Source organism: Levilactobacillus enshiensis, from assembly GCF_007115095.1.
Classification (GTDB): domain Bacteria; phylum Bacillota; class Bacilli; order Lactobacillales; family Lactobacillaceae; genus Levilactobacillus; species Levilactobacillus enshiensis.
Map to the genome: position 1 here is coordinate 231,925 of NZ_SULH01000002.1, position 17,904 is coordinate 249,828.

Sequence of the window (17,904 nt, forward strand, 5' to 3'; positions counted from 1 at the left end):
TCTCACGACCCTATTTGGTCAACTCAAAGATTGCCTGACCATAAATGGCCATTGCCTTTAGTAGGTCAGCTTCGGGTTGGAATTCATCGGCCTGATGCATCGTGTCTTGCGTGCCGGGGAATAAGGCCCCAAATGCAACCCCACGTTTCATCAAGCGACCGTAAGTGCCACCCCCAACAACTTCTGGTTGGGCAGCCGTGTCACCGGTCTGTTGCCGGTAAACATCCATTAATGTTGCAACGATTGGATCCGCTGGATCAACGTAGTGGGGAACCATTTCGCGACCTTGTTTCAACGTGACGTTCATCTCAGCTGTCGCCTTTGCCAAGCCAGCCTGAATATCCGCAGCCCCCGTTCCAGTTGGGTAACGGAAGTTGGTGTTGATCAAGCCACCCTTATCGGCCGTGAAGGTCATGATACCGACGTTCATGGTCAAATCGCCCATGACGTCATCGGTGTAGGCAAGGCCTAACTTATTTGCCCGGGAATCATCGTGTAACTTGCTTGCGAGCAGGCCCAAGAAGTCTGCCGCGTCGCCACCAAAGTTTTGCGTGGCTAAGAAGGTTGCCAGGTACGTCCCTGCATTGATCCCGTTCTTAGGTTCCATCCCGTGAGCAGCCTTACCAATGACGTGGAAATGCACCCCATTGGCATCAGTCGTGACGTCACCCGTAATTGGGGCCGCCGCCAAGAAATTGTCGAAATCGGTGGTCAATTGGGCATTGTCACCGTTCTCGACCGTGGCTTCGGCATCCCGTGGAACCATGTTTTCCCGCAAACCGGCATCAAATTCGCGCAGGATCAAGCCATTGCCGTTCGTACCGGTAAAGGTCGACGTGAAGGTCACATTCCCTTTTTCACCGTTGATCAGTGGAAATTCAGCATCGGGGGAGAAGCCTAAGGTAGGTGCTGGTTCTAAGTCGAGGTAGTGGTTCATCCCCGTCCAATCACTTTCCTCATCGGTCCCAATGATGAACCGAATCTTGATCTTAGGCATGATTCCCTGGTCTTTCAGCATCTTCAGGCCATAGTATGCGGCTAAGGCAGGGCCCTTGTCATCGGAAGTTCCCCGACCATACAAGTTGCCATCCTTCGCGGTCAACGTAAAGGGATCCGTGTGCCACCCCTTACCCGCTGGCATGACGTCCGCATGACCTAGAATCGCCAGGGTCTCATCGCCCTCACCATACTCGACATAACCTGCTAAATTGTCTAAATTCTTCGTCTTAAACCCATCACGTTCGGCTAATCCTAAAAATGCGATCAGTGCCTTGGCCGGGCCAGGGCCTAATGGGTAGTCATCTGTGGCCTTAGAGTCGTCACGAGAGCTGTCGATACCGACCAGGGTGGTTAAGTCTGCGATATAATCCTTCCGGTACTTTTCAGCTAGCTGTTGCCAATCAATTGCCATGATTGGACCTCCTTCATTTTTTTCGGACCAAACGTCCAGGAATACTTACCTTTGATTTTAGCATACCCGCGCCCGAATGTAAGCCGATTTCACGAACGAACATGCTATACTAAAACTGAAACGAGGAGGCCTTCATCATGCAAACTCTATCCACAGAAATTTTAACGCGTACCATTCGGCAACGCCCCGCCGAAAGTTACAAGGGGACGTACGGCCGCATTACTCTGATTGGTGGCAATCGTAACTTCGGTGGTGCCATTCTCATGGCCAGTGCTGCGGCTGTTTACGCCGGTGCTGGACTGGTCACGACCATCACCGACCCCAGTAATCAGGGAAGCTTACACGCGCGGTTGCCTGAAGCCATGTTTGCGGACTTTAATGACTTGGCGCAGACACAGGAACTGGTCAAAGGCACCGACGTCATTGTTATTGGCCCGGGACTCGGAACTAGTCCCCAATCTCTGACCATCCTGAAAAACGTCTTCAGCGTTATCCAACCTGAGCAAACGCTAGTCATTGACGGTTCCGCCATCACCTTAGTGGCGCAACATCAGGTGGCCTTACCTCAAGCCCACCTAATCTTTACGCCACACCAGATGGAATGGCAACGTCTCAGTGGCATCCCCATCGCCGAACAGACACCCGTTAAGAACCAACCAATCGTCAATCAATTGAACGCGACGGTCGTGTTGAAGTCTCATCGTACCCAAATTTACACACCGACTGCCGCTTACGAAAACCCGCTAGGAACCCCTGCACAAGCGACTGGTGGTATGGGCGACACCTTAGCTGGCATGGTCGGTGGTTTTGTTGCTCAGTTTACCAACCAAACGAATGCCGTACTCGCTGCAGTCTATAGTCACAGTGCCATTGCTGAAGAACTGGCGCAGACCCAATACGTGGTTCTCCCCCACCAGATCATCGACGTTTTACCGCAGTTCATGAAAAAGCACGAGGGTAACGCGTAGTCAACGCTACCCGACGCCATCAAAAAGCAGAAACCGTAATCTCTTTTGGAGAACAGTTTCTGCTTTTTAAGTGATCATTGCCACCGTCAATTAGCAGCTAAGACCCGAATCTTCAATTTTCACTTTTAGCTAGATCGTCATCATCTAATGGCCCCGTCAGCTCATCAATTTCTGTTGGCAATAGACCGCGATAAGCCCCCACCGGCAAATCTACCGGCAAGCTTAACGGACCGATTGTTAACCGTTCGACGGGACCCAATGCATCTGGTAAGGTTCCCAGAACCGCTACTGCCATTTCACCATCAGTTGTCGTCAAGGTCACCGTCACGTGTTGATGGACCTGGTCAACCTGTGTTTTCACCTCGTGGAAGGCCTGATTAGGCGCTAGCACCGGCGCAGTGGTCCCGCTAACCTGAACTTGAAAGCGGCTCGGCCAGTTTTGTAGCGTCACATCGGTCAAAAAATGTTCATCGTCGCTTGCTACGACTAGTCCCACCGCTTCTTTGGGTAAATCTGCCAATGCCTTTAACTGGTGTTGCTGATCAAAGGCATTTAATAGGCTGCCCACACTGTGCGGCGTCGTGGGGTCCATACTCAGTTGAAATCCCACCGGTTTGTTAAAGACCAGATACTGTGGCTGGCGACCCGTCACGGTCATCCCATCAACGCGGACGTTATCCGCGACCGCGACCGTTGCCCGTGGCGAGTCGACAACGTCAGCATTGACCGTCACCCGTCCCTGACGCAGTAACCGCAAAATCTGTAGTGGCGTTCCTTGTCGATTTTCCGTTAAGTACCGTTCAATGTTCATTGCAACGTCCTCCTAGTGAATACGCAACCGTCGCCGTAACCCTGCGACTCGGGGACCCATAATCGCATCTGCCAATCGGCTCTTCAAGACCACGTACACGTAGAAATAGCCACCGATCAGTGCTGCCACGGCCACAATCAGAAAATTCATGACCCGACCTTCGCTACCACTAAAGCTCCCCAAGAAGGTAACCGCCTTAGCTAGAATATACGTCCCAATCGATGTCAGCAAAATTCCATTCGTCTTCTTAGCGATCTGCGCGTAGTTGATGCCAAATTGGACGTCCAACGAGTGAATGATCAGATAACACGTGACTAAGAAACCACAACCCGTGGCCAGCAAAGGACCAAACGCCCCAAAAAAGTAAACCAGTGGCCATTGCACAATAAATTTAACGATGGTCCCCACGATAAAGTAACGCACGGCCCGTTTATTTTGCGAGATTCCCTGCATGAGGGCTGAAGCCACTGTGTACAATCCTAACAAGATTGAGAGATACGACGAGAATGCCAGAATCGATGCAGCCAACGCCTCGTGTGAACGCCCGTAGAATACCAGGTTCAATGGGCGGGCCACCGCAGACATTCCCAGTGCACTCGGAATCATAACAAACTCAAACATCAGAAACGCATTTGACAATTGATCAGAAATCGATTTTTTATCGCCCCGCGTGTAAGCTTCGGACAGCAACGGCACCACCGTTACGGCCAAGGCTGACGCTAAGGAAATCGTAATCATAATTAATTTGTTGGCGTTAACCCCAAACAACGCGAACAGGTCATTTAGGTAAGCCGCCGAATAATTGCCGGCCATATGCATAATGGGGGCGAAGGTATACTGGTCGATCAATTGGAAAATTGTAATCCCCGCTCCCAAAACCACGAATGGCACGGCTTGGGCAATAATCTCCCGGTAGAGTTGTGATGCAGGGACGACCATTTCATTGTTACTGTTCCGAACCAACGACCGGAAGTGCCGTCGACGCCGCCAGTAGTAAACACCGAGGACCAGCAGACCACCTAAGGCCCCCATTGCTGCAGCCAGAGTCGACTGTGACACGGCGGTGATCCAGTTGCCCTTCAGAACGCGCATGATCACGAAGGCCGACAACAGCATGTACAGCACCCGGACAAGTTGTTCGACAAACTGTGAGATAGCAGATGGCGCCATTTGTTGGAACCCCTGGAAATACCCTCTGGTCAGGCTCATCGTGGGGATAATCAGAATAGCCCACGCCAATGAGTGGAGCACCGGAATCAGGTTGTCATCCCCACCGGTAAAGAGTGGTGCGCCAAAGTACATCAGTGCAGCAATCGCAACTCCGGTCATAATGGCAATTTCCAAGCCCCGCTTGTACAGGCGGACACTAATCCCATATTCATTCAACGCATTGTAGTGCGCCACTTGTTTTGCAATCGCCGAGGGCACCCCCGCAATTGCGGCAATCAAGAAGAAACTGTAGATGTTGTACCCTTTACCATACAACGCATTTCCTTGGAGATAAAAGGCGCCGAACCAGATGTTCCAGGGGATGATATAAACTGCGCCCAGAATTCGCGAAAAAATACTTCCCGCCGTCATCCACGCAGAGCCCGCTACCATCTGTTCTTGTGCGTCAGCTTGATTGCCAGAATTATCAGACTTTGCCGCCATTTGACACCCTACTTTCAATTTGTAAAATTCAACGTTCATTTAACCTAGCCCCCGCATGGCGGTAAGCTAATCAAACCAATATTATACCATAGCTTTTTCTTAAAAATTATCAGGTTTCGTTAAAGTTTTGGCTACTAGCGCGCTGAATTCGCTGAAACCAGCCGACATTGCTTACCGGATAGGACCAACAGTGGTATGCTGGAAGTAGCAAGAAATCAGAACTTATTCAAGGAGGAATGCCAATATGACGCAAGCAACAGCCGGTGCAACCACGGCACCGAAGATGGAAATGTCCCCAGAGCGGGCCAAACAAGTCATTAAGATGACCAAAAGCATCCGCGCACATTTTCCAGAACTGGCAGACGTTTCCGACGCACAGTTGATTTATTCAACTTGGCGGGCTTTTAAACGCATCGACCAAACTAACGATAGCGATTATTCAACCATGGCCAACGTTTTCTTCCACGAAATTGACCGTCACCTACTGAACTACAAATTCTCTAAGGCGGGCCAAGGGGAAGGTATTTCCCAACGCTTTTTCGCCATTCTCACTGAAATTCTCTAATGATTCGTCCCTCACAGGCTCTCACCGTGAGGGTTTTTATTTGCAATGAAAATGGCCGGCATGCTTACTTGACTATTTACACGCTGCCAGCTGAATGCGCAACCAGCTTCGTGATCATTCTAGCGCTCACCGTAACCGCTTTAAAGTCCCCCAACGCAGTAATTGTCTTTTTCACGATTTAAGTGACTTCATCATCGCGATGGTTGCCAAATGTTGTATACTTATTACACGTAACTTATTAACGATTAAATACTGTGAGGCGATTGCTGTGCGTTATTTGGCGTTACTAGGGAGTCACGAACGAAATGGTATCTCGGCCGGCTATTTGCAGGCCGTTACCGATAATTTGCCTGCTGATGCCACCGTTGAAACCGTTTTTTTGCGGGATTACAACATTTATCCCGATACGAAGGAAAAGCCCTGCCCAGCACTGGATGAAATTGAGGAAAAAATGGCAGCCAGTGACTTTTGGATCATCTGTGCACCTACATATTGGGGTGGCCTCTCAGGCGTAATGAAGCAGTTCTTTGACTGCATGCGATTTCGATTGGTGCGAATGAACTCCGTGGCCGATACGTTACCCGGCAGGTATAAGGACAAACACTACCTGAGCATGACGACTTGTTTTATCAGCTCGACCGAAAACTTCTTCACCGGTATCACCGATCAAACTTTTGTGACCATTGACCGTGTCTTGACTGGTGCTGGACTGATTAAAGTCGGTGAGTTTGTTGGCACGGGAACTTGGGGGGGCACCCACGCTCCCCGACCGGAAAAACTAGCAGAATGTCGGCGTTGGGCTAAGAAAATTGCTAACCGACCACGAAAGGATGATAATACCTTGAAACGTTACTTATTGTTATTCGCCATGATTGCTGTCATGGCCCTCGTCACCATGGGCTTACAGGCCTGGTGGTTCGGTGTCTTCGCGGCTGGCAAATTCTGGCTTACGTACGTAACTTTCGTGGTTATCTTCTACGTCCTCTTAGCCAGTCTCCTGCACTTCTTTACGTTCGTGCGGCACCGGCGCCGTTAATCCTAAATTGTAGTGGGACATCAGGCGGCTAGTTTGCGAGCATTAACGTGAGCACAGAGGTTACGCCTGGTCTTGGCATAATTTCTGTGCTCGGGTTAAGCGCAACAAACTGCCTGGTGGCGCACGTTTCGACACGATAATGGCCAAAAATAAAATCAGTTTTTTCAGAAGAAAATAGCCGCGTATGGCCAATCCCTCTGAAAAAACTGATTTTTGAGTTATGTCTCAGGCCCTTGGGGACGAAAAATACTTAAGAATCAGTTTTCAGATACGCCTCCTCTAAGCTCTGTGTGTTGGTCTCCGCCATTAGCTCAGCTGGGGTACCTGTGAAAGCAATGCATTTTCCAGCCAACACGAGTAAGTGAACATTGTCTTCCGGAAGATTTCGAAACTGGTGGGTCGTCATGATCACCGTTTTTCCTTTAGCGGCTAAGGTTTTAATCCGGCTCATCATTTGGACGGCAAGCTTAACGTCTAGCCCACTTTCCGGCTCATCGAATAAATAGAGGTCGCGCTGTAACTGACAGATGCCCTCTAAAATAACTAATCGCCGCTGGCCCCCAGAAAGGTCGCGGAAATGACTGTTAGCGATGTCTTTTAAATTTTCTGGTAATCGACTGGCATCGAACTTAGCGGTCGGCCGGTCTAAATTCACCATCATTCGAATGGCGTCCACCACCTTCGCCGACCCCGTAAATGGTATCCCTTGCATCTGATAAGCGATTCGTGCCATCTCGGGAAAACCGTCAAAGGGCAAGTCCGCCCGTTCACTGACACCGGCGATAAAGTCGAGCAACGTCGTCTTTCCCACGCCATTTACCCCCAACAAAATGTTGACTTTCCCCGGTTCAAACTCGGCCGTCAAATGGTCAAACAGTACCCGGTCATCTGGTAGCTGATACGAAAAATCTTGAATTTTCATGACTGGTCTCCCCGTTTCGAAACTATTTTGTGTCACGCTTAACAGGCAACGTTCATAGTCGATAGTTTTGTTAACTGGTGCCAAGGTTCAAGCTAACCATTAGCCAGCAATGGCTATTCTCCAGTCAACCCATCAATAACGACTGGTATTCGACTGCAATTTCATGTGACGGACTGGATAATAACCAACAAGCAAATAGAATGCCGCCACCCCTGCCAATAAACCAACGTGTGCTAGTGTCACCCGCCCTAAAATATCTAAGCCCACACCGTAGAACTGAATCATGTATGAACAGGGATTAAGGGCGGTTAGCACGTCATTGAGCCAGGGGGCCAATCCCAGCCCTGGGCTGATTAGAAACATCCCCACGAAGATATAGCCCGTGGTCATCAAGGACACGAGGTTAACACGCAACGGCAGAATCAATAGAAAGTTCGTGAATCCCGCGATAATTGGAATTAGAACCACATTTAACAGTAATCCACCTGCCATCATTGGGAGTAAGGGGAGCGATGCCGAATTCAAGATCAAGACGACCAGATCAAACAAGAAAACTTCAATCTCGATAAATAGGACCTGTACGACCAGATTGCTGAAAAAAATCAATCGTTTGTCGCCCGCAATCACCGTAAACATCTTTAGAAAATTTGACTCACGCATGCCAATCAAGGCAAACTGAAAGCCATTCAAGATTCCCACTAAAACAATGTAGACCCAATAGCCAATTAGTTGAGAAGCCAGATTATGAACGCCAAATGGATGACCATTTGAACTAAGATCCGTCAGTACAAAGAAAATCATGGGAGCAATCAACGTATAAAATAAAACCATCTTGTCATCCCAAGTCTGCCGCAATTCAAACCGGCTGAGAATGCCTAATTTACGCCACACGATAATCCCTTCTCTCATCGCCTTTAGTTGTGGGTAGGTGTTTTGCCAGTTATAGTTTGCTGGCAATTTCCTAATTTTTCTTAATCCCAGACACGTCTGTTCATAAATCGCCCTGAATTATCGCCCATGCTCTAAATCTTGCCAATTAAAAAGTGTCGGTAGCTCCCTATTAGGAAAGTTACCGGCACTTCTTTTAGTTTAATTTAGTTGGCAACGATGTTGACCAGCTTGCCTGGTACCACGATAACCTTACGGACCGTCTTACCATCCGTATGCAGTTTAACCGTGTCGTCAGCCAAGGCTTGTGCTTCAATGTCATCTTTAGCCGCATCCTTAGCGACTTTCAAATGGGCACGAACCTTACCGTTGACCTGAACGACCATTTCAACCACATCTTCAACCAATTGCTTGGCATCGTACGTTGGCCATTTGGCATAAGCAATCGTGTCGTCGTGACCCATCAAGGACCACAGTTCTTCCGCAATATGTGGCACGATTGGTGAAATCATCTTGACGAAGCCTTCCATGTAGATCAATGGCAAGCTATCCGCCTTGTAGGCTTCGTTGACGAAGACCATCAATTGTGAAATTGCCACGTTGAACCGCATGGCTTCAAGGTCTTCACTTACCGTCTTCACGGTTTGGTTGTAGATCTTATCCAATGCACCATCGTTGATCATTGTGACCCGGTCACGCAGATGATTGTTATCGTCGATCAGCAGACGCCAAACACGATCCAACCAGCGACGAGAGCCGTTGATGCCTTCCGTACTCCATGGTTTGGAAGCCTCTAATGGTCCCATGAACATTTCGTACAACCGCAGTGTGTCGGCACCGAACTTCTCAACGATTTCGTCAGGATTGATCACGTTTCCCTTCGACTTGGACATCTTTTCGTGGTTAGTTCCCAAGATCATCCCTTGGTTGACCAACTTCTGGAAGGGTTCCTTGGTTGGCACAACGCCGAGATCATAGAGGAACTTGTGCCAGAAACGAGCGTACAGCAGATGCAAGACGGCATGCTCCGCCCCACCAATGTACAAGTCGACTGGCATCCAGTACTTCAACTTGTCTGGATCAGCGATTGCTTGATCGTTGTGTGGATCGACGTAACGTAGGAAGTACCATGAGCTCCCAGCCCATTGTGGCATGGTATTGGTTTCTCGCTTCCCTTTACGACCGTTCTCATCCACAACGTTCACCCAGTCATCCAGGTTTGCCAGTGGACTTTCACCCGTTCCAGAAGGTTCGAGTTGTTTAGCAGCTGGTAGCTTCAATGGTAACTGGTCTTCTGGAACCAATGTGGTTTCGCCATCTTCCCAATGGATCACGGGAATTGGTTCACCCCAATAACGTTGACGGGAGAAGATCCAGTCACGCAGCCGGAAGTTGACCTTCTTGTGGCCTGCTTGATGTTCTTCCAACCAGTTAATCGCTGCAGCAATGGCATCCTTCTTGTTCATCCCGTTTAGGAAGTCAGAATTGATATGTTTCCCATCGCCAGTGTATGCGGCTGTTTGAACATCCGTATCGTCGTCGCCCGCAATCACTTGAACAATTGGCAGGTTGAATTTCTGTGCAAATTCATTATCGCGGTCATCGTGCGCTGGAACGGCCATGATAGCCCCAGTTCCATAAGAAGCAAGCACGTAGTCACCGATCCAGATTGGAAGTTGCTTGCCGTTCAATGGGTTGATGCCGTAAGCACCAGTGAAGACCCCCGTCTTATCCTTGTTCAAGTCGGTCCGCTCGAGATCGGACTTGCTGTCGATAGCTTGCTTGTAAGCCTTCACTTCAGCAGCGTGCTCCGGTGTCGTAATTTGATCGACCAGAGCATGTTCCGGTGCCAGTACCATGTAGGTGGCCCCAAACAAGGTGTCGGGACGCGTGGTGTAGACTTCGACCTTGGTCTCTTCTTGGCCCGCAATTGGGAAGAAGACGCTAGCCCCTTCAGAACGACCGATCCAGTTACGTTGCATTTCCTTGATACTGTCTGGCCAGTCCAGGTCATCCAAATCGTCTAACAGACGGTCAGCATATGCCGTAATCTTCAGTACCCATTGGCGCATTGGCACGCGGTAAACGGGATAGCCACCCCGTTCCGTCTTACCATCAACGACTTCTTCGTTGGCCACAACAGTCCCACCCATAAAGTCAGGCGCCCAGTTGACCATGATCTTGTCTTCGTAGGCAAGACCCTTCTTGTACATTTGTTCGAAGATCCATTGCGTCCACTTGTAGAAGGATTCATCAGTCGTGTTGACTTCACGACTCCAATCGTAAGAAAAACCGAGTGAGCGAATCTGACGCTTGAAATTCTTGATGTTGTGCGCGGTGAAGTCCTTTGGGTTGTGTCCCGTCTTCAAAGCGTACTGTTCAGCTGGCAGGCCAAAAGCGTCCCAACCCATTGGGTGCAAGACGTTGAAGCCTTGCATCCGCTTCAAACGAGCCATGATATCCGTTGCCGTGTAACCTTCGGGATGTCCCACATGCAGGCCTTGGCCTGAAGGATATGGGAACATATCCATCACGTAATACTTTGGTTTACTTTGGGTGTCAGCCGTCTTAAACGTTTCGTTGACCCGCCAGTAATGTTGCCACTTGTGCTCAATAATTTGGTGTTTGTATGCCAAAATTTTCGCTCCCTTTCTCATTTTCAACGCCGAGCCATAAAAAAAGCCCCCAGAAGTCCATAAAGCAACTTCTGCAGGGCGTGTTAGCGCGGTACCACCTACATTTCCCCGGTCTTGTACCGAGGCTCATTCCGGCTGATAACGTCGCCAAACGCCCACCTTGCAGCGGAGAAGACTCAGAGACAAGTTCGTCCCACGGGATAACGGATTCACAGCGACCATCCGCTTGCTGAATACCCCGTTGAACTACTACTTCTCGTCAACGTCTTTGTCTAATCAGATTGTTTTCATCTTAGCAAACCCCCTCGGGAAAAGCAAGGGGCACACTGCTTTCTTAGCGAATAATTCAGTCAAACTGCTATGCCTGTCCATCGACTAGGCACATCAAAAAGTTCCACTCCGACTAGTCACCACTGCTACACAATTGTGTGGCTTGTCCTGTAAGTGGAACCTCTAGTTATGGCGAATGGCACCCCCTGTATTCTTGAAGAATACTATTAGTTGTGAAAAGGTACACGGCATCAGTTACCGAATCATTCCCATATACACAGGGTACCCCCCACTTCCCTTTTAAAAATCAAAGTCACTGCCTACCATCGCACCCCACCATAAACCGGTGCTCATCGCAACATAATCATACCGACCACTACCACCATCAAACCAACGTCTTTTGGGCTTTTCAAGCTTGAAGTTTTTCTCACTATTTGGCGTAGTCGCAGCCACTGCTACGATTGAATCCGTAACTGCATTATCCCGCTCAATCGACTCGCCATACCTATCTCTGCCTATATACATTAATTTCAGTACAAAGTCATATGTTACCATCGGTGACTCTTTAAAATAAAATGGCTTAAAGTGTGTCCGAGTTGCCCATTGCAATTGCCATGACTTGTTATAATCACCGAACAGCAGCATTTTATCATAATCAATTGTTAAGCTATCGGTAGTGTCTTTTCGATCATACAGAACACGTAACCCCACATAGTCCATAGGGTTAGCATATGTTACCCCGTACTGCTCAATATATAATGGGTTCAACAACTTTTCATTTTTCACTTTAATTATCTCCCTTCACTGTTAAAAGTAGACTACGTTCAGGAAACACCCCCGTATACACGGGGAACACCGATCGCGGCTTATGAGAAGTTAGGCTATGTTGGGATCACCCTCGTATACACGGGGAACACGGCCTTGTAAGCTCGTGTAAGCCGTTTAAAAGGGGATCACCCTCGTATACACGGGGAACACTCTAAAAATCCGTTGCTATAACGGCATTCTAATTTCTCGAAAACAGTTAATTTATTTAACTTGTTTTTTCAAGCATACTCGAATTAGTCAGCAATAACAACACGTTAGTCGCCCCAAGATCAAACGTTAGCTTGGCTCCCCGAGCTATTCACCTAACGACCTAAATTGGCGATAAACGGTTTGGTCCTTTGCCAGATCAATTCTCAAAATCAATTCTGGCTCCGTCAAAACACTGTGCTATACTAAAATTATTATAATCATATAGGAGGTCAACCTTTGACGACCATTTCTAAAACCCGTTGGCGCTTTACTTGGGCCGCGGGCATCTTATTTCTTGTTGACTTATTCGGCGTTGCTTTGCAGCAGCCCTGGATCAAGGCGTTCGACCGGCTGATTATCAGTTGGGTCCGTCACCCTCTGCCACATGACTTGATGCAGAGCATTATCTGGGTGACCAAGTCTGGCAATCCCAAGCCCGTGACTTGGGTAACACTCCTACTCGTTGCTGTCCTAGTCATCGCCCGTCATTACCGTGGCGCACTCTTCTTGGCCTTTAACGTGCTATTCTGGGCCGGCTTGGGCAACACGATTATCAAAAACATCATTCAGCGCCCCCGGCCAACTGTTAATCGACTAGTCGCAGCCAGCTCCTACGGCTTTCCCAGTGGTCATTCCATCACTGCCATGTTACTGTGGGGTTCCCTAATTGTTCTTTTAGGGTGGTCACTGCGCCAACATCACAACTGGCGCAGGGTCGGCACGTTGGTTCTCAGTCTCTGGATTGTCTGCATCGGCCTCTCCCGGGTCTACGTGGGGGTTCATTACCCCAGTGACGTGGTTGCGGGCTGGTCGCTAGGATTTTTTCTTTTAACTATCAGTCAATGGTTTCTCACCCGTTATGGAGATGCACTATAAATGAATTTACCAAATGCTTTAACTTATAGTCATACGCTACTCACAGAATGTGTGGCGCCCGGTGATACGGTGGTTGATGCCACCGTTGGTCAGGGATACGACACGATTTTTCTAGCAAACTTGGTTGGCAAGACCGGTCACGTCATTGGGTTTGACATCCAACAAGCAGCACTCGACGAAACGCAGCAACAGCTCACCTTGACGGGATTGGGTGCACAAGTCGATTTACACGCAACTGGTCATGAAAATGTCGATGATTTTCTGGAAGCGAATGAACGCGTCACAGCGGCTATTTTCAATCTCGGTTACCTGCCCGGCGGTGACAAAACCATTATCACGCGCCCAGAAACGACCTTAACTGCGATTAAGACATTGCTTCCCCATCTTCCGCGCGGCGGCCGCCTTATTTTGGTCGTCTATGCCGGTCATCCTGGGGGACCGACCGAACGCGATGCCGTCATTGACTTTTGTCAGCGACTTCCGCAAAAAGAGTATCAAGTTCTCCGTTATGGCTTCATTAATCAAATTCACACGCCACCGTTTTTACTGGCAATTGAACGGCGATAAATTTAAAGACACGGCTAGGTCCAGCAATTGGATTTGGCCGTGTCTTTTTTATTCTGCTAACTCTGATATGACGTACCGTTTAATAAATATCGGTATTTGCGTCTTAAACAAGCGTTTAATTTGCATAATACAAATATCACTTTTGAATTGGAAAACTTCCTGTTTGTGGCTAACAATCGTTTTATCAATAAGCTTATCCTGAGCAGTTCTTAGCAGCAAGTAAACCACTTTCCGAAAAAGAGGACCAAACACATTGAATTTAACTAATTGCTATATACATATAGCCGTCAAATCAATCTACTCTGCCAGTGCATGTACCAGCCCATCAGCCACCAAACATTCTGCAATTTGAACGGTATTCCACGCGGCACCTTTCAACAAATTATCGGCGACGACCCACAGATTGAACGCACCGGGATTCTCCAAATCGGGCCGAATCCGGCCCACATAGGTAGCTCGCGTCCCCGTCGCGTTTAGAGGTTGCGGGTAAAGTTGCTGCTGTGGCTCATCTTGTAGGACCACCCCTGGCGCTGCAGCTAACGCCTGTCGCAATTGACTAACGGTCGCGTTGGGATCACCCGTATCGATCCAAATTGATTCGCCATGACTAAATGGTACTGGCACGCGCACACAAGTCGCCGTAACCTTAATCTCACTGGCATTCATGGCACCTAACATGATTTTCTTGGTCTCATGGATCATTTTCCACTCTTCGTGCGAATACAGATCATCTTCTAGCACATCAATCTGCGGTAACAGGTTAAAGGCCAGTGGGTAGTGTTGCTGTGCACCCTTAGTTGGGAAAATTGTGGCTGTCATTGGTTGCTCAGCCAGATAGTCTTTAGCCTCTTGATAAAATTCATTCAACCCCGACTGACCCGCTCCAGAAGCCGCTTGATAGGTTGACACGATGATTTGCTTCAAGCCCACCGCCTGACGAATCGGATTCAGTGCTACCATCATTTGAATCGTTGAACAGTTCGGATTGGCAATGAGGCCATGATGTTGGCGAAGCGCTTCTTCATTGACTTCCGGAACAACCAACGGTACGGTCGGTACCATTCGAAAGGCACTGGTATTGTCGACACAGACCGCCCCCCGTGCAACCGCAAGTGGTAGAAATTGCTTCGACACCGCACTTCCAGCGGAGGCCAACACCAGATCAACATCCGTAAATGCATCGGCTGTCGTTGCCGCAACTGTCAAGACGTGGCCCCTAAACGTGACTTGTTTTCCCGCAGAGCGGGGCGAGGCTAACAGTTTAACCGCTTTGATTGGAATCGTCGATTGGGCCAATTGAGCCAACATCCGGGTTCCCACAGCCCCCGTTGCCCCCAAAATAGCAATCGTAAATCCTTCCTGCATCCCATCATCCCCCAAATTTTCAGTTCAAAACGTGTTCCCGTAGGTTCGCCGTAAAGACCGCCAGTCGCCGCATGGCCTCCTTCAGATCCGTCATAGAAGACGCGTAGGACAATCGGACATAACCTTCGCCCCCGGCACCAAAACAACTACCGGGAGTGACCCCCACCAGGGCCTCCTCCGCCAGCTTGGTCGCAAATGTCACAGAATCCAGACCAAACTCCGGTGGAATCTTGGCGAACGCATAGAAGGCCCCACTCGGCATCGTTGTTGCGTACCCTAACCTATTGAGCTCAGGAACCACGTAGTCACGGCGATGCTGGTACGTCTGCCGCATCCGTAGCGAATCATCCAAGCCATGGGTCAAGGCTGCCAACGCTGCATACTGGGCTGGGTTCGATGGACAGGTCACCACGAAGCCGTGCAACTTGCTGACAGTCTTAATCAATTCGGCTGGTCCGGCAAAATAACCAATGCGATACCCCGTCATGGCATGTGACTTGGATAAGCCATTGATCAGAATCGTCTGTTCTGGCAGTAGTTTGGCCATGGACACGTGCGGTTGATCGTACGTCAGCTCCGCGTATATTTCATCCGTAATCACGTATATTCCCTGACGTTTCACAACAGCGGCCACATCTTGTAACTGTGCCCGGTCATAGGTCACGCCCGTTGGGTTCCCTGGAAAGTTCAGAATAACCGCCTTAACCGTGGCTGCACCTTCACGGTCGAGCACTTTCTGGAGATGGTTACCCGTCAATCGAAAACCATCTGCCGTCGTATCGACCTGAATCGGAATGCCACCAAAGATTGAGATTACCGGCCAGTACAGCGCAAAGGTCGGCGTTGCCACCAAGACCTTGTCGCCGGGATTGATCAGACTACCCAATACACTAAAAATGGCTTCCGAAGCCCCCACCGTCGCCACAATTTCCGTGTTGGCATCATAAGTGAGTTGAAAACGTTGCTGCAGATAGTGACTGATGGCTTGCCGCAGTTCTAGAATTCCCCGCTGATCAGTATAATGCGACCGATTGTCCTGAATACTCCGAATGGCAGCAGCCTTGACGTGTTCCGGGACATTAAAGTCCGGCTCACCCAAGGTTAATTTGATGATTCCCGGAATTTGGTCAAACTTTTGCGCAAACGCACGAATTTGAGACGCCCCCATTGCCTGAATCTTTTGATTAACGATTGTTTTAAGCCTAGCATCTAATTCTGGCAACTGAATCCCCCCTTAATTTTTTGTCCTATAAAATTTTCTCCAATCCAATCACCAGATCCTGTCGCTGCATGACCGCCGTTATCGCTAACCGCACCCCCGTCATAAAGGACTGCCGATCGGTCGTACTTTGCTTGATCGTCAGTGTCTCACCAGGACCACCGAAGATGACCTCCTCATCGGCAACGAAGCCTGGCAACCGCACGGCATGAATCTTAATACCATGGTAATCGCCCCCTCGTGCGCCTAATGAATCTTGCTCTGTCGCTGGCTGTGGCTCATCGATCTGCTGTGCCTCATGAATCAGCCGCGCCGTATTCAGGGCCGTTCCGGATGGTGCATCGCGTTTGTCTTCATGGTGATACTCTATGATTTCAGCTCGCTGCAGATAGGTAGCAGCCTGCTGTGCAAATTTCATCATCAGTACCGCTGTCACCCCAAAGTTAGGCGCGATGATGCCGCCTAACTGTCGCGCATTGGCCGCTTCCTGTAGGGCTTGCTGCTGGCCTTCTGTCAGCCCACTGGTTCCAATCACTGGGCGCATCCCCCGTGCAATTGCAAATTGTGCATTCCTTGCAACGCCACTAGGTGTACTGAAGTCGAGCCACACATCAGCCGGCGTCATAATCTGCTGAAAATCATTATAAACAGTGACCGCACCATCCAAGCCATAGTCCGTAGCGCGACGACTCGTCACGTGGGGATTAAAGACCCCTACCAACTGAAAAGTCGGCGTTGTCGTGACCAGTTGCACTGCTTTTTGCCCCATTGCGCCATTGAATCCTGCAATGATAACTGAAATCACGCCATCGCCCCCTTTAGTGCCAATGCATGATACAAGGCTGCCTTTTCCGCAGCGTTTAATGGTAGCACTGGTAAGCGACACGTCCCCACATCGTACCCCAGATCATTGAGTAGCGCCTTGACCGGTGATGGTGACGGGTACATGAAGAGTGCGGCCATCTTAGGGGTCAGTTCCCGCTGCAAGGCCCCAGCAGTCCGGTAATCGCCCCTGTCCAACATATCAAGCATCCGTCTGATCTCGGCACCGTAGATGTGGGCAGCCACGGAGATGACACCGTTACCCCCAACGACCTTCGCAAACAGGGTCTGAGCGTCTTCTCCGGTATACACCACGAAGTCATCGGGAACGTGTTCCACAATATATTCAAAGTCAGCCATCGTATGACACTGCTTCACACCCACAATATTCGGGTACTGTGCCAATGCCACAATGGTCTCCTTAGTCATCAAGACACCGGTACGGCCAGGAATGTTATACATCATGATGGGAAGCGATGACGCATCAGCGACCGCCTTAAAATGAGCCTGCATGCCCCGTTGATTTGGCTTGTTGTAGTATGGCACCACGACTAACGCCATGTCGATGCCATCGATCTGACTCAGCTTTTGCACAAAATCTATCGTTCCGGCCGTATTATTGCTCCCAGCCCCAGCAATGATTGGCACTCGGCCAGCCACAATTTGAGCAAAGCGCAGATAGAGCGTCAATTTTTCCGTCTCACTCAATGTGGGCGTCTCGCCAGTCGTCCCACCGATAACAAACCCTTTCGTCCCAGTGTCCAGCAGATGGTTGGTCAATTTTTCAAGTGCCTTATAGTTAATGGCTCGGCCATCATTTGTAAATGGCGTAATAATCGCCGTCATCAAATCAACGTTCGTAAACATCATTGCTCACT

At 49.4% G+C, this 17,904-nt stretch carries 16 protein-coding genes; 5 read left to right on the forward strand and 11 right to left on the reverse strand.

All coding sequences use genetic code 11. The annotated features are described in order from the left end of the window. Positions 1-10: 10 nt before the first annotated feature. A complete protein-coding gene (gene pepV / locus FAY32_RS03700) occupies positions 11-1,411 on the reverse strand; it encodes a dipeptidase PepV (protein ID WP_143462106.1) in 1,401 nt (466 codons plus the stop codon). Positions 1,412-1,548: 137 nt separating this feature from the next. Between pepV and FAY32_RS03705 the strand changes: the two genes are divergently transcribed. Continuing rightward, the gene (locus tag FAY32_RS03705) at positions 1,549-2,379 is read left to right on the forward strand and encodes an NAD(P)H-hydrate dehydratase (protein ID WP_143462107.1); all 831 of its coding nucleotides are present in this window, start codon (positions 1,549-1,551) and stop codon (positions 2,377-2,379) included. A gap of 112 nt (positions 2,380-2,491) precedes the next feature. Here FAY32_RS03705 and FAY32_RS03710 read toward each other — a convergent pair whose 3' ends face one another. Continuing rightward, positions 2,492-3,190 carry a pseudouridine synthase domain-containing protein gene (locus FAY32_RS03710; RefSeq protein ID WP_143462108.1) on the reverse strand — a complete coding sequence of 233 codons (699 nt, stop codon included), beginning with the start codon at positions 3,188-3,190 and terminating at the stop codon, positions 2,492-2,494. Positions 3,191-3,202: 12 nt separating this feature from the next. Continuing rightward, complete coding sequence (locus tag FAY32_RS03715) at positions 3,203-4,843, reverse strand: putative polysaccharide biosynthesis protein (RefSeq protein WP_143462109.1); 1,641 nt, start codon at positions 4,841-4,843, stop codon at positions 3,203-3,205. A 244-nt stretch (positions 4,844-5,087) separates the two neighbouring features. On the opposite strand from FAY32_RS03715, the gene FAY32_RS03720 reads away from it, so the two are divergent. After that, on the forward strand, positions 5,088-5,408 hold the full coding sequence (locus FAY32_RS03720) for a hypothetical protein (RefSeq protein ID WP_143462110.1): 321 nt from the start codon (positions 5,088-5,090) through the stop codon (positions 5,406-5,408). A 268-nt stretch (positions 5,409-5,676) separates the two neighbouring features. Beyond that, the gene (locus FAY32_RS03725) at positions 5,677-6,444 is read left to right on the forward strand and encodes a flavodoxin family protein (protein WP_143462111.1); all 768 of its coding nucleotides are present in this window, start codon (positions 5,677-5,679) and stop codon (positions 6,442-6,444) included. A 250-nt stretch (positions 6,445-6,694) separates the two neighbouring features. Here FAY32_RS03725 and FAY32_RS03730 read toward each other — a convergent pair whose 3' ends face one another. From FAY32_RS03730 to FAY32_RS03745, 4 genes are all read right to left on the reverse strand, one after another. After that, entirely contained in the window at positions 6,695-7,366 is a 672-nt protein-coding gene (locus tag FAY32_RS03730) for an ATP-binding cassette domain-containing protein (RefSeq protein WP_143462112.1), read from the reverse strand. 132 nt (positions 7,367-7,498) lie between these two features. Further along, entirely contained in the window at positions 7,499-8,257 is a 759-nt protein-coding gene (locus FAY32_RS03735; RefSeq protein ID WP_143462113.1) for a hypothetical protein, read from the reverse strand. A 203-nt stretch (positions 8,258-8,460) separates the two neighbouring features. Continuing rightward, the gene (leuS, locus tag FAY32_RS03740) at positions 8,461-10,890 is read right to left on the reverse strand and encodes a leucine--tRNA ligase (RefSeq protein WP_143462114.1); all 2,430 of its coding nucleotides are present in this window, start codon (positions 10,888-10,890) and stop codon (positions 8,461-8,463) included. A 570-nt stretch (positions 10,891-11,460) separates the two neighbouring features. Then, complete coding sequence (locus FAY32_RS03745; RefSeq protein WP_143462115.1) at positions 11,461-11,946, reverse strand: hypothetical protein; 486 nt, start codon at positions 11,944-11,946, stop codon at positions 11,461-11,463. A gap of 468 nt (positions 11,947-12,414) precedes the next feature. On the opposite strand from FAY32_RS03745, the gene FAY32_RS03750 reads away from it, so the two are divergent. After that, positions 12,415-13,053 carry a phosphatase PAP2 family protein gene (locus FAY32_RS03750; protein ID WP_143462116.1) on the forward strand — a complete coding sequence of 213 codons (639 nt, stop codon included), beginning with the start codon at positions 12,415-12,417 and terminating at the stop codon, positions 13,051-13,053. Next, a complete protein-coding gene (locus tag FAY32_RS03755) occupies positions 13,054-13,620 on the forward strand; it encodes a class I SAM-dependent methyltransferase (protein WP_143462117.1) in 567 nt (188 codons plus the stop codon). Positions 13,621-13,917: 297 nt separating this feature from the next. Here FAY32_RS03755 and FAY32_RS03760 read toward each other — a convergent pair whose 3' ends face one another. From FAY32_RS03760 to dapA, 4 genes are read right to left on the reverse strand one after another with little or no spacing between them, the layout of a single operon-like run. After that, a complete protein-coding gene (locus FAY32_RS03760) occupies positions 13,918-14,985 on the reverse strand; it encodes an aspartate-semialdehyde dehydrogenase (RefSeq protein ID WP_143462118.1) in 1,068 nt (355 codons plus the stop codon). A 19-nt stretch (positions 14,986-15,004) separates the two neighbouring features. Next, the gene (locus FAY32_RS03765) at positions 15,005-16,207 is read right to left on the reverse strand and encodes an aminotransferase class I/II-fold pyridoxal phosphate-dependent enzyme (protein WP_143462119.1); all 1,203 of its coding nucleotides are present in this window, start codon (positions 16,205-16,207) and stop codon (positions 15,005-15,007) included. 25 nt (positions 16,208-16,232) lie between these two features. Further along, complete coding sequence (gene dapB, locus FAY32_RS03770) at positions 16,233-17,009, reverse strand: 4-hydroxy-tetrahydrodipicolinate reductase (protein ID WP_143462120.1); 777 nt, start codon at positions 17,007-17,009, stop codon at positions 16,233-16,235. Next, on the reverse strand, positions 17,006-17,893 hold the full coding sequence (gene dapA, locus FAY32_RS03775; RefSeq protein WP_143462140.1) for a 4-hydroxy-tetrahydrodipicolinate synthase: 888 nt from the start codon (positions 17,891-17,893) through the stop codon (positions 17,006-17,008). Before dapA ends, dapB begins: the two co-directional genes overlap by 4 nt. Positions 17,894-17,904: the final 11 nt, after the last annotated feature.

Bases quoted from the DNA above. Each gene is read 5' to 3' on its own strand.
- pepV (WP_143462106.1), bottom strand. From the start codon at position 1,411: ATGGCAATTGATTGGCAACAGCTAGCTGAAAAGTACCGGAAGGATTAT.
- FAY32_RS03705 (WP_143462107.1), top strand. From the start codon at position 1,549: ATGCAAACTCTATCCACAGAAATTTTAACGCGTACCATTCGGCAACGC.
- FAY32_RS03710 (WP_143462108.1), bottom strand. From the start codon at position 3,190: ATGAACATTGAACGGTACTTAACGGAAAATCGACAAGGAACGCCACTA.
- FAY32_RS03715 (WP_143462109.1), bottom strand. From the start codon at position 4,843: ATGGCGGCAAAGTCTGATAATTCTGGCAATCAAGCTGACGCACAAGAA.
- FAY32_RS03720 (WP_143462110.1), top strand. From the start codon at position 5,088: ATGACGCAAGCAACAGCCGGTGCAACCACGGCACCGAAGATGGAAATG.
- FAY32_RS03730 (WP_143462112.1), bottom strand. From the start codon at position 7,366: ATGAAAATTCAAGATTTTTCGTATCAGCTACCAGATGACCGGGTACTG.
- FAY32_RS03755 (WP_143462117.1), top strand. From the start codon at position 13,054: ATGAATTTACCAAATGCTTTAACTTATAGTCATACGCTACTCACAGAA.
- FAY32_RS03760 (WP_143462118.1), bottom strand. From the start codon at position 14,985: ATGCAGGAAGGATTTACGATTGCTATTTTGGGGGCAACGGGGGCTGTG.
- dapA (WP_143462140.1), bottom strand. From the start codon at position 17,893: ATGTTTACGAACGTTGATTTGATGACGGCGATTATTACGCCATTTACA.